At 42.8% G+C, this 12664-nt stretch carries 12 protein-coding genes; 9 read left to right on the forward strand and 3 right to left on the reverse strand.

All coding sequences use genetic code 11. The features are described 5' to 3' along the window. Positions 1–7 precede the first annotated feature (7 nt). The 4 genes from DRW07_RS16835 to DRW07_RS16850 all read left to right on the forward strand — a co-directional run bounded on the left by DRW07_RS16835 (position 8) and on the right by DRW07_RS16850 (position 4223). Positions 8–904: an FkbM family methyltransferase gene (locus DRW07_RS16835; RefSeq protein WP_165870540.1), complete on the forward strand. Its 897-nt coding sequence runs from the start codon at positions 8–10 to the stop codon at positions 902–904. Between the two features lie 49 nt (positions 905–953). Beyond that, complete coding sequence (locus DRW07_RS16840; RefSeq protein ID WP_124029119.1) at positions 954–1943, forward strand: class I SAM-dependent methyltransferase; 990 nt, start codon at positions 954–956, stop codon at positions 1941–1943. Positions 1944–1977: 34 nt separating this feature from the next. After that, positions 1978–2802: a phytanoyl-CoA dioxygenase family protein gene (locus DRW07_RS16845; RefSeq protein ID WP_124029120.1), complete on the forward strand. Its 825-nt coding sequence runs from the start codon at positions 1978–1980 to the stop codon at positions 2800–2802. 71 nt (positions 2803–2873) lie between these two features. Next, a complete protein-coding gene (locus tag DRW07_RS16850; protein ID WP_165870541.1) occupies positions 2874–4223 on the forward strand; it encodes a class I SAM-dependent methyltransferase in 1350 nt (449 codons plus the stop codon). Here DRW07_RS16850 and DRW07_RS16855 read toward each other — a convergent pair. From DRW07_RS16855 to DRW07_RS16865, 3 genes are read right to left on the reverse strand one after another with little or no spacing between them, the layout of a single operon-like run. Further along, positions 4210–5286 (reverse strand): polysialyltransferase family glycosyltransferase, encoded by a 1077-nt coding sequence (locus DRW07_RS16855; protein WP_124029122.1) that lies wholly within the window; start codon positions 5284–5286, stop codon positions 4210–4212. The two genes, DRW07_RS16850 and DRW07_RS16855, sit on opposite strands and share 14 nt — an antisense overlap. A 21-nt stretch (positions 5287–5307) precedes the next feature. Then, complete coding sequence (locus DRW07_RS16860; RefSeq protein ID WP_124029123.1) at positions 5308–6072, reverse strand: phytanoyl-CoA dioxygenase family protein; 765 nt, start codon at positions 6070–6072, stop codon at positions 5308–5310. Between the two features lie 2 nt (positions 6073–6074). After that, positions 6075–6896 carry a class I SAM-dependent methyltransferase gene (locus tag DRW07_RS16865; RefSeq protein WP_165870542.1) on the reverse strand — a complete coding sequence of 274 codons (822 nt, stop codon included), beginning with the start codon at positions 6894–6896 and terminating at the stop codon, positions 6075–6077. Positions 6897–7336: 440 nt separating this feature from the next. Here DRW07_RS16865 and DRW07_RS16870 point away from each other — a divergent pair, with 440 nt between their 5' ends. From DRW07_RS16870 to fliE, 5 genes are all read left to right on the forward strand, one after another. Further along, a complete protein-coding gene (locus DRW07_RS16870; RefSeq protein ID WP_124029125.1) occupies positions 7337–8134 on the forward strand; it encodes a flagellin N-terminal helical domain-containing protein in 798 nt (265 codons plus the stop codon). Between the two features lie 144 nt (positions 8135–8278). Continuing rightward, a complete protein-coding gene (locus DRW07_RS16875) occupies positions 8279–9727 on the forward strand; it encodes a sigma-54 dependent transcriptional regulator (protein WP_124029126.1) in 1449 nt (482 codons plus the stop codon). Positions 9728–9847: 120 nt separating this feature from the next. Further along, complete coding sequence (locus DRW07_RS16880) at positions 9848–10870, forward strand: sensor histidine kinase (protein ID WP_240630702.1); 1023 nt, start codon at positions 9848–9850, stop codon at positions 10868–10870. Positions 10871–10873: 3 nt separating this feature from the next. Beyond that, positions 10874–12217 carry a sigma-54-dependent transcriptional regulator gene (locus tag DRW07_RS16885; RefSeq protein ID WP_124029127.1) on the forward strand — a complete coding sequence of 448 codons (1344 nt, stop codon included), beginning with the start codon at positions 10874–10876 and terminating at the stop codon, positions 12215–12217. A gap of 102 nt (positions 12218–12319) precedes the next feature. Then, on the forward strand, positions 12320–12658 hold the full coding sequence (gene fliE, locus DRW07_RS16890) for a flagellar hook-basal body complex protein FliE (RefSeq protein ID WP_124029128.1): 339 nt from the start codon (positions 12320–12322) through the stop codon (positions 12656–12658). Positions 12659–12664 lie beyond the last annotated feature (6 nt).

A 12664-nucleotide genomic window follows, 5' to 3' on the forward strand; every position in this document is an offset into this window, starting at 1 on the left:
TGCCATAATGAAAGATAAGTTTATCTCTTCTGATTTATTTAAGAGTTTCGGCATAAAAATCTGTTTTTGTGACATTGGTGCAAGTGAGGGCTTAGGTGGGCCCTGGAAGCTGTTAGATGAGGGTATTATAACAACTATTGGTTTCGAACCAGACAAGAAAGAGTACGAAAAACTGGTCGCTAAATATCCCGACAGTACATACTACAATATTGGTTTATGGTCTGAACCATGCACTAGAAACTACTATCTAACCCAGCAAGATTATTACAACGATTTCAAACATGGGACTTCTGGTATGTATCCCCCAAATGTCCCCAAGATATCGTTAAATTATGGCGATATTGATAAAGGCCGCGCTGTAGAAAAAATAGTAAAAGTGCCCTGTGATGCACTTGATAATGTGCTAGGTAACAACCCGGTTATCCCGGATTTTGTCAAAATGGATACCCAAGGTGCAGAGTATGAGATCCTTAAAGGTGCAAGGGGGTTATTGTCACAAAATGCACCGATTGTCACACTAGAAACTTGGAATGAAGATATTTATAAAGATGTGCCTTTAGTACACAAGGTGATGGCACTTATGGATGAGTATGGTTATCAGTTGTACAAAACCGCCATTGCCGTTGGAAGGTTTTATGCCACAGACAAGAGCGTACATTGTATATCAAGGGACTCTGGGCACGAGTTATTCTATGTGAAAAAATACGATCAGATGCACATGATGACTGATGAGCAACTTATCAAACAAATTGCCATTTTGGAGGTGTTTGGTTTCAGAGATTACTCAGTATTTTTGGCAAAAAACCTCAAGATTATCAACGAAAAAACAGCCGCCAAAATTTTGGATAACTTGTACACAAATGGTCAAAATATGAATCAAGAATACGCAAAGATTCGATACTAAAAGAGCATGTTTAAAGGCGCTTTTTGAGCATTAGTTGGAATAGACATTCATGAATAAATATGACTCTTATAACGACAATCTTACCGAAGAGGCAGAGGCATTTGACTCTCAAATCAAAGAGAGAGTGGCCAATGGACACTTACCTGATTTAACACATGCGAAAGATTGTAACTATTTTTATAACAACCCTTGGCGCAGAAAGGCCTATGTAGACCTTGATTTTGGTGAGCAATTTAAACTCATTAACGCGTCACTTAAAAAGCATAGTTCGACTCAAGACGGTCAGTTGAATATATTGGAAATGGGATGTGGTCCTGGCTATTTGAGCTTGGAGTTGGCAAGAGCCGGCCACAAGGTGACAGGGGTCGACTTGTCTGATGACTGTATCGAGGTCGCGCTCAACACAGCAAAACAACATTCGCCTGAATTACTTGGCACTTCGCTGAATTACTTTTGTGATGATTTCTTTGCCAAAGATTTCTTTGAGCATTTTGACGCGATTGTTTTCTTAGGCGCCCTGCATCACTTTCCCCAACAACAGCAAGTCCACGAAAGATGTATAGAACTGTTGAAGCCCAACGGCTTATTCGTTTGCCACGAACCTGTTCGGGATAGGGTTACCAAAGGGAACGCTATCTTTTTTAGCCTTCTGACAAGCCTGTTAAAGTTCACCGGGAATTATTATCAGAACCAAGCCAGTTTACCTCAAGGACAGGCATTGAAAAGCGAGGTAGATAGGGTGTTCAATCAGATTCGTTATGAATTGGAAGACGGTGAAAAACAGCAGTCTGTGAACGACAACGAAGCTGGGTTTTCGGAAATTCAGCCAATGCTAAAACGCTACTATGATGAGCTAGATTTTCAATGGCGTTATGCTTTTTTCCATGAAGTTATAGGTGGGCTAAGACTGAACAGTGAAGAGCAAAATGCTCAGTTGGCGAGGTATCTTCGAGATATGGACAAACTTCTATGCGAAGAAAAGGTATTGTCGCCAACAGAATTCTTTTTTATTGGCACGCCCAAAAACAGTGACAACTGAGTTTGAAGTGAGAGTTTAATTTACGGGTAACACTATGAGTAATTACCGTTTTCATTTGCATGATGCTAACTCAATATCTGAGAGCTATGAAAAAAATGGCTTTGTGATTATTAAAGACTTTTTTCCGACAGAGCTAATTGAAAATGTGGAGTCTGATATTGCACAGATAATTCAGATTTTCTTGCGTCGGGCAAATATTTCTAAATCCTTCGATTCTGTATTTGATGATGCCATGGAAGCGCTGGAAGCAGTTGATCACAAATACATTGAGTATATTTATGACAGCATATATCAGTCGACTTCTTTTCTGCGCTTAGTCAGTCATAAAAACATCGAAGACTTAATAAAGCAGCTTTTGTGTAGCCAGTCTCCTTTGTATTGCTATACAAACCGCTGCAGAATAGATCCTCCGCAAGATGAACGTCGAACTTATGGTTGGCACCAAGAGGTCTTTTATACAATTCCCAAAGGGAAATATATTCAATCATGGGCACCGCTGGTCAGAAACAGTACCAATCAGAATGGAACCATTCACGTTGCTGTGGGCTCTCACAAAAATGGCATTCTTGAGCAAGATTGGAATGAAATTGAAGGGCGAGCAACACAAATCATTGTGCCTGAATCGGCTATTCAAACCTGTCCTAAAATAGTTGTAGAAGTTGAACTCGGTGAGCTGCTTTTATTTTCAGGTTACCTTGTACACAGGTCGGGTGAAAATATTTCGAAGCAGCATAGGTACAGTTTAGTCGGTATGTACCATGACATGGATGCAACTCACTTTATTCCTCCCAAGCTAGATTTTGCCTATAGAGAGATTTCACCGAGAAGCTTTTACGACAGGGAAAAACTGAAGTGGTAACCCTCTCATGTTTGGACGTTGACGGCGATTCGATAGAAACATGTTTTGCTAAAACTCGCCTGGAACAACTCTTGTCTTCTCTTACAGCAAATTGTGAAGATTTGGTTGAGATTGTTTTTCGTGACACTGATTCCTTCATCGATGAGAGTATCATTCTTGATGTACTCAAACAGTTTTCTGGGCGTTCAATAACAGTCACCTTTAATGGAGGTATACTAGGTTCAGTCCCGCTGTCTATTTCACTTAATGGGGGGGCAGAGGCGCGTTCAATGTATGTGAGTAAGCAGTCGATTTCCGGCGTCAATTTTTCGTTAAATAGATCGTTGAGAAAGGCAGTGTTTCGCTCGCTAATTGAGGCGTTTCCATTTCTGAGAACGGCGACATTTGCCGAGGTTAGCCAAAAGTTAAAATGTGAAGACGCCAGAGATCTCATTTTGACATACGGCGATAAGGACAAAACCCTCATTAATCAACCAGTATGCCCAAATTGCGGTTTCAGTGGGCTAACGCCTCTTTATCACTCTGAAGGTAATACCATTACTGGTTTTTTGTGCAACGAACACTCGGTGTATTCGCGTTGCAATGAGTGCGAATTGGTGTTTTTAAAACGTCAGTTAGGTTCGTCAGATTTACATACTTATTATCGTGAAGAGGTCTACCCAAGGAGCGACGCAAGCGTTATGCACCTTGAGAGGTGGCAGAATCTAGATTCAAAAACGACGTCGCACTATGACAATTACACACATACACTTCCGCTGCTAAATTCAGCTCCAAAGGTACTGGACCTTGGCTGTGGGAATGGCGATTTTGTTGCTTTTATCAAGCATAAAATTCCCGGGTCTTTGGTAACCGGTGTAGATTGGTTCATACCTCAAGGGTTGCAAGATGCATTCGAACAAATAGGGATCGAATATTACAATGCAAAATTAAGTGAATTTGCAGAGCAGACTCATTTGTCAGGCTATTTTGACCTTATTTCTCTTTGGGAGGTTATTGAACATCTAAACATAGACGACTTAAAAAGTATGCTGTGTTCATTGAAAAAAGTAATGTCAAAACAGTCTGTTCTAATACTTTCTACCCCAGATTTTGACGATCCATTTTGTCAGAGTTTAGATTTTTGGAATATGGCTGCAGGCGAGCATATTTCAGTGTTTAACTTCAATTCACTTTCCCGTCTTTTGGCTGAATGTGGGTTTAAAATTGATAAGATAGAGCGTGAATCTGTTACTACCAAGAAATCCAACGCTTGGTACCAATATGGGGCAGAGACGAATAGTTCTTTAGCAGGTAAAGGCAATGCTCAAATAATGGAAGTACTATTAGATAATGACACTTTGCGTGAACCTTTTAAGCGAATGTGTAGAGATAAAAAATTGGGGAGTGAATTGATTGTGTTTGCCAGTCTCAGTTTTGCATGAGATGGGACTCATATCGCACCACTTTTTCAGGTAGATAGTCATAAGCAAGTGCAAAAGCTTCTTTATTTGTAAATAAATTACTTCCAAAAACGTGAGTTTCTTCCGCTTTGTCAAGCATGTTTTGGGTAAATGCTATGCAAGTTAAATTTATTTGCGGGAAGGCTAAGTTGGCGATGTAAAAGGCAGTAGAATAAAAACCAACTATGTGACCAGGTGGCTTATGCTGTTCATGAATCCATAGTTCTAACGGCATGTCCAGAGTCAAGAATTCTACAGTAGGAAATTTGCTCTTAAACAGTTCGTTGTTCTCTTTAGACTGACCTCTATGGGGAATATAAATAACTTTCTTATTCGTAGACTGAATAATTTCCTTAACAATAGAGTGATACTGATCTGCTGTACTCATGCCTAGCTCAACCATATTGGTTCCAATAAATACCATGCTTGACGAGTCTACAGCGTCGAACAGCTTGTAGATACAGCGCAAGTTATTTGGTTGAGATACTATTGAATTGGGTACATGGGCATGGAACATAGTGAATAGGGATAGCTTGGCTGGCTCACCCGTAGAAAGGTTCATCGACTGCTTTATCCTATTTGCTTCAGCTTGCCTCTCTTCTGTTCCTGTTTGGGGCAGGCTAAACTGTTTTTTTGCTGGTACGTGAAAGAAGAGATAACAAAGGGTTGCTGCGCCATCGTCCAACAACCAAGTGTCAATATGAGAAAGGGTTGCGGCTATGTCTTTTTGCCACTGCGAGCGATACTCGCACAAGAGTAATCTGTCAAATTGGTCGTGGTCCAATTCATTGAATAAATCAGCATACAGCCCAATGCGTAATTCAAGGCTTTCTCCGGCGACAGACGACAAATCTGCTACAACAAATTGATATTTTTCGCTGCTAAAATCCCTAAACCAAGACCTAAGCTTTGTTAGTTGAGTATATGAATTACTGCGTAAATCGCTAACAACAAACACAGTTACACTAGTTAACTCCATGGCGTCTGCGGCTTCTTTCACACAAAGTAATTGAAGGGGAGTTTCGACTAACGCTAATGCTTTCATTTTGCAGGCCCTACCAAACTACTAGTTAACATAAGGTTTAATATGTGCGGGTATCTTTGATTCTGGTGGCCAATAATAGTTGGTTAATGCGTATCTGGTGCCTTTTGTCAATGGCTTTCCTCTGTGTATTCCTCTGGTGTTAACTATGATTAACGTTCCTGCACTGGCAATAAGCTCAACTAATTTAGACATATCGAAATACTGTTCATATTCATCCAATCGATTAGCATCTAAGTCAATATTATGTTGTGCACAAAAGCGGGCCATTTCGTCCCTGTTACCGCTCTTTTTTATGTACTGGAAGGGGCCTTCCTCAGCAGAAACATCGGAGAGATACAAGATTGCTTTGAATTGAAAAGGAATGCAGCTATCTCGATGCCAGCCGTACCCAGAACCTTTGTTGCCTTTTAGGGCTTGGATTTTGGCTGACATAGTAAAGCCAACTAAGGAATTGACATCGTAAAGTGTGTGCATCCAATCTTGCACTTTTGGGTCGTTGATCAGGTCAAGATTCGGTGAAAGATTATTGCTACCCATTATCCGGATATCGGCTCCAATATCATCTCTCCAAACCTTTACACCGAGTTCAGCTTCCCTTTCTAATAGTTTCTCAATTTCCTGTACGGCTTGTTGACATTTACGAGAAGACCAAAAGTCTGGAATGATGCAAAAACCATCTTCTATTACCCGCTGTAATTCCTGGCTCGCTAACAATTCTGGAAGGTGGGTACCGTACTTAGCCTCATATCGAGTCAGTCTTTCTAGCGGGGATTGATCATCAAACATGGTTACTTTTTCTTCCTATGAGCTTTGGAAAAGTTGATCTCGATTGAGTAGTATTTCCCTTTGTCCCTTGGCATCCTGTAGGTCTGATATCCTGCGTCTTCAAATCGATTGATGAGCTTTCTCAATTCTTCGAAAAAATCAAGAAAGTCGATTATTGAAGATGTGGTCGGTCGTTCAAATTCAACAAGAACTTGGTCAGGGTAAACGCCAATATCTAGCATATGATTGAGAATTCTAGGTGCAGCGCCCTCAATGTCCATTTTCAGAACATCCATGCTAGTGTGTTGGTTGGCTTTCATTACCGATGCCAGCTTTTTACAGTGAGCGGTGAATTGGCGCCCTGCATATTCAAAGATCATAGAAGGTGAACCGCCATAAACAGGCGTATAAAAAAGCATATCTTCGTCCTTGTCCCAAATACCAATTTGTTCAAATTTGAATTTTGGGTGATTGATGCGGTTTATATGCCTAGTGGCAATTATTGAGGGATCGTACAAGTAAATCGGACATTCGTGTTTGTTGGCAACCGCTTGGTCAAAGCTTGTGTTGCTAAGCACACCTAAGGAGTAGACAATACTCTCGTGATTTAGTGGAAACCGTTTATCCAAAAAATAGTTCCCGTATTTTTCAAAGTTGTCATCTATCAATGGGATAGTTTGTTCAAATTGCTTGGTTAGTACTCTAAAAGGGCTAAGAAAATAGTGCCAGTTAGCATATTGTATTTTTTGAATAATTCTTTGATAAAGTCTTGCCTTTACGAAAAAAGAAACACCTGCCCACCGGTCCTTTTTGTAGTAGAAAATAAAACCTTGTACTAAGTTCATAAATGCAACCCTGAAAGTGGAGCCTGTCTTTTTCGGCATAATATACTACTTGCGCTCTATCTTTGTATCGGTAAAGACACTGATCGCTTGAGCGCTTTATATTCCCAAGGACTCAAAAAGATGCTACTAACAAAGTTCACTCTTGTGAATTCTTCCAGCAATCGCATTACAGTGATGGATGTTATCAAGGAGTTAACGTCGACATTTGGGTCGTATCGTTTTAAATACAACAAAATGAAATTATAAAAAACGCCAACTTACATTTTTGTCGGTCATGTCTATATTTGAACTGAGATTGAAATTCCGAGCTAGTTTTTTAATGCTTTTTTTGGTGGTGCTTTAATTATTGGCTACTTATGTATATTCATACCATGTTATCTATCACCCTGTTTGAGTAGTTTTTGTACAAGTGCTATACTCTATAAGGTGAGAGGTGACTTATGATTGGCTTAAATACAGATTCCAACACGTCGTTGTTGCAGCAAATTCAGCAGCGTCAGAACGAACGCTTAGAACAACTGGCTTCAGGGCGTCGGATAAACAGTGCTGCTGATGGTGCGGCTGCACAGCAAATAATTGACCGCCTAACGTCTCAAGTAGAAGGTAACAGACAATCCATTTCTAATGCCTACGATGGTGTGTCATTAGCCCAAGTCGCTGAGGGTGGCCTCTCTGGAATCACTGAAGATGTAAACCGTATTCGGGAGCTGACTATACAAGCAGGAAATGGCTTACTAAACGATTCTGACCGAAGTGCTATTCAGCAAGAGATTTCTCAGCTTCAAGACAACATTTCACAAACTGTGGAGCAAACCACCTTTGCGGGGCAGCCTTTGTTGTCTGAAGAGGGCAGCATCAGTTTTCAGGTGGGCGCAAACGCCGGTCAGCAAATTAATGTAAATACACAGGATATTGGCAGCCAACTAAGCGATGTTTTGAATATCGATGTCACTTCACAATCGGTTGATGATGCTTTGGCTGCTGCTGATGCTGCAATAGAAACAGTCGGTGCGGCAAGGGGCGAACTGGGGGCGACGCAGAATCAGTTTGAAAGTCGTGCCAGAAGTTTATCTCAAGCAGATGTAAACGTTACAGCGGCGAGAAGTCGTATCGCCGACACTGATTTTGCTCAGGCAACGTCAGAGTTGGCTGCGGCAAATGTATTGAATCAAAGTTCAATCGCTGTGCAAGCTCAGTCCAATCAACAGCAGGGCGCTGTACTTTCTTTGCTCAGTTAGTTGTTAAGTTGTAGCAAAAAGCAGCTTCGGCTGCTTTTTTTATGCCTTAAAAAAACACTTACAGTTGCCATTCCGTCCCTAAAAGTTACAATCAAGACATAGGCGATAATTAAAATTAAAAAACGCATACATACTGGGGAGCTAATGAAGGATATCCTGCTCGTGTCTGATAATCAGACGTTTAAGCAAGAATTAACGACTATCCTCACTTTTATGGGAGAGCCGAGCGTTTCCCTTAGTTTCTCTGAAGCGCATGCGCACCTGTCGCGCCAAAATCCAGATTCTGTGCTCATAGACGGTAGTGACTCAGCACAAATGTTAGTGCTGATTAACGCGTTTCCTGCCATTGCTTTTGTCAGTGTTGGCGAGCCATCATTAGACGATATTCATCATAAAAACTTGGTATGCCATCTTGTTTTGCCTGTAACTTATCCTGCGTTGACACAAGCTTTGCACCGCTGTCAGGAATACACCCGTAAAAATCCTAATAAAAAACAGTCGCAAAATGCAAAAACGATGCTGTTTAGAAGTTTGGTAGGCCAAAGCGAACAAATTCAATCTGTGCGCAAGTTGGTAGAACAGGTCGCCCCTACAGATGCGAACGTGTTAATTCTCGGTGAATCAGGCACAGGTAAAGAGGTCGTAGCTCGTAATGTCCATTATTTATCGGAACGCAAAGACGGGCCTTTCATCCCTGTTAACTGCGGCGCGATCCCTGGCGAGTTGCTGGAAAGTGAATTGTTTGGTCATGAGAAGGGAGCATTCACTGGGGCAATAACATCTCGAAAGGGCCGATTTGAATTGGCTGAGGGCGGAACGCTGTTTTTAGATGAAATTGGCGATATGCCTCTACAGATGCAGGTCAAAATACTGCGAGTATTGCAGGAGCGTACCTATGAACGAGTTGGGGGAACCCGACCTATTCAGTGTGATGTTCGAATTATCGCTGCCACCCATCGCGACTTGGAAAAGATGATAGAGGCCGAAAAATTCAGAGAAGACCTTTTTTATCGTCTTAATGTGTTTCCAATAGAAAGCCCTGCGTTAAGAGAGCGTAAAGAAGATATTCCGCTCCTATTACAGGAGCTGATAAGCCGCTTAGATAAAGAAGGCGCGAGTGGCCTGAAGTTTACCGAACAGGCACTGGCTTCGCTTATGGAACACACGTGGGCAGGCAACGTCAGAGAGCTGTCTAACCTCGTTGAACGGCTAACAATCCTGTGTCCTGGCCAGATTGTTGATGTGTCAGACCTACCCACTAAATACCAATACGGTGATTTTACCGCCTATGAACCTGACTATCCGGAAGAGGTACTAGAACGTCAGGCTTTCAATGAGTTGTTTGCTGAATCTGCTGCACACGATTTTGATGATGAGGAGGATCCGCAAGAGGCTCTCAACGTCGATGGAAACCTACCAGAGGAAGGTGTGAACCTGAAAGAGTACCTTTCTGAACTTGAAATCAATTTGATCACTCAGGCACTGGAACAAACCGATTGGGTGGTTGCCCGCGCCGCTGATAAACTCGGGATGCGACGTACTACATTAGTCGAAAAAATGCGCAAGTACGACATTCAACGTCAGACTGACTAGCTGCCAATTTTTTGGCGCAAAAAAGCCAAAATTTTTGGCACACCTTCTGCAATTGCTTCTTACAAATAGCCATAAACACAAATTTGTTGACGTATATGGCGCAATTAAGAGGTATTTATTGTGCAGGTTTCCAGCGAGCAACAGGCCACTTCGCGATTTGATAGTTTACTAAAAGCTATGCCAGCCGGTGTCGTTTTGATAAACGGCAAGGGTGTTGTCATGCAAAGTAACCCCCAAGCCCGACATCTACTCGGTGAACCGCTTGAAGGGCAAGCATGGCGCACCATCATCAAACGTGCATTTAACCCACGTGCCGATGACGGCCACGAAGTCTCTTTGACTAACGGCAAACGTGTCAAATTAGACATCTCGCCACTGGAAGGCGAGCCAGGCCAGATCATTCTGATTACTGACCTGACTGAAACGCGTCAGTTACAGGCGAGAATAAGCCATATGCAGCGCTTATCTTCTCTCGGAAAAATGGTTGCATCGCTGGCGCACCAGATTCGTACCCCCCTTTCTGCAGCTATGTTATACGCAGTAAACCTGAGCCAGAAATCAGTTGCCGAAACTGTGCGTACCCGGTTCAGTGGCCGCTTGGTCGACAGACTGAAAGAGTTGGAAAGTCAGGTTAACGACATGTTGTTGTTTGCCAAAAGTGGTGATCAGCAGGTGTTGTCGACTCTTACCCCACTGGACTTGTTAGAAGCAGTAGAAGCAACTTCCCAAGCAATAGGCAATAAAAAAGGGGTGGCTATCAGCTTCAGTGGTTTTGAGGTTATGGCTGAATTCAAGGGTAATTTGCCAGCGCTACAGGGCGCCTTGCTGAACTTGATAGACAATGCCATTCAGGTCAGTAACCCCGATGATATTGTCAACGTGTCAGCCCATTTCCAGGGTGATGCGGTGAGCGTTAAGGTTTCTGACAAAGGGCAGGGCATCGCCAAGTCATCACTAAACAAAATATTCACGCCCTTCTTTACCACTAAGTCAAACGGGACAGGTTTAGGTCTGGCTGTCGTTAACTCAGTGGCTCAGTCACATGGTGGGCAGGTTTCTGTCGAATCAGAGCTGGGCAAGGGTACGCAATTTACTTTTTCAATCCCCGCGCAGCGAGCGCTTTTACAAGCAGCAGGAGAATAACCCATGCAAACAACACTACTGATTGTTGAAGATGACGCAGGTTTAAGGGATGCATTGTGTGACACTTTGCTGTTGGCAAACTACAAGGTAGTGGCTTCTGAAAGTGCTGAATCAGCGATGGTTGAACTGGGTCGTCAACACATAGATTTGGTGATCAGTGATATACAAATGGAAGGGATGAATGGCTTATCTCTGCTTAAAAATATCAAAGCAAAAGACAAAGCCATACCCGTAATTCTAATGACAGCGTACGCAAAGATTGATGATGCCGTGCAGGCCATGCGTGACGGTGCTATTGATTACTTATCAAAACCTTTTGCGCCAGAAGTGTTGATTAATCTGGTTGAGCGCTATGCACCCGCACAGCAGGTGGCGTCGACCAAGCCTGTCGTAGCTGATGAGACCAGTTTGCAGTTATTGCAACTGGCTCGCAAAGTTGCGAAAACTGAGGCGACTGTCATGGTGTTGGGTCCAAGCGGTTCAGGTAAAGAGGTGATTTCTCGCTATGTACATGATATGTCTCCCCGAGCTGAGCACCCCTTTGTGGCTATTAACTGTGCAGCCATTCCAGAAAATATGCTTGAGGCCACTTTGTTTGGATATGAGAAAGGTGCTTTTACAGGCGCAGTTCAGGCCTGTCCGGGTAAATTTGAACAGGCGCAAAATGGTACCCTGTTACTAGACGAAATAACCGAAATGGACCTAGCGCTTCAGGCCAAGTTACTGCGTGTGCTGCAGGAAAGAGAAGTAGAAAGACTGGGAGCACGTAAAACTATCGACCTTAATGTCAGAGTCATTGCTACTAGCAACCGTGACTTAAGACAAGCCGTTGCTGAAGGCAGTTTTAGGGAAGATCTTTACTACAGGCTAAACGTTTTTCCCTTAATATGGCGCCCGTTAAGTCAGCGTCAGGGTGATATTTTACCTTTAGCTGAGCATTTGATCAGTCGTCACTCTGCCATCCAAAATACAACGCCAGCACAATTAAGTGCCGCCGCGCGAAACAAGTTATTGCAACACGAGTGGCCTGGAAATGTCCGCGAATTAGACAATGTAATTCAGCGAGCGTTAATACTCTCTGAAAACGGCACTATTGAATCAAATGACCTCTTATTGGAGACCGATACAGCATGGCATTCAGCGCCCGCGCATGAAGATAAAGGTGAAGAGCCCGACAGTTTACTGGGCTCAGAACTGCGCCAGCAAGAACACCAGATTATTTTGGATACCTTGCAATTGTGTAACGGGAAGCGAAAAGATGTGGCGGAGAAGTTAGGAATTAGTCCCAGAACACTGCGTTACAAACTGGCAAAAATGCGTGAGTCTGGCATTGATGTGCCCGCTTAAAGCTAGCGTTGGCCTGCAAATTGCAGAGTCATTGTATAGACGAGTTATCCACTGATTTACGCCAAATTTTTGGCTGTAGCATGAAGTAAAAGAGAGGCATGAATGGAGATTAAAGCAGACAGCTTATATCAGGAAATGCAGGCGATGATCGCGCAAGTGAATCAGCCAGGTGCAGGCAATGATATTCCAAACATGACTCAGATGGTCAATCCATCACAGCAAAACTTCGCAGACATGCTGAACAATGCCATAAACAATGTGAATGATTTGCAGCGCACCTCCCGTACTATGCAGCAGCGTTTTGATATGGGCGACCCTAATCTAAGCCTGGCTGATGTCATGGTGGCTAAAGAGAAGTCGGGTATTGCATTTGAGGCAACGATGCAGGTGCGTAATAAAGTACTTGAAGCCTATAAGCAAATTATGAATATGCCGGTATAGGAGTAG

This window comes from Paralteromonas sediminis (genome assembly GCF_003820355.1).
In the GTDB taxonomy this organism is placed as follows: domain Bacteria; phylum Pseudomonadota; class Gammaproteobacteria; order Enterobacterales; family Alteromonadaceae; genus Alteromonas_F; species Alteromonas_F sediminis.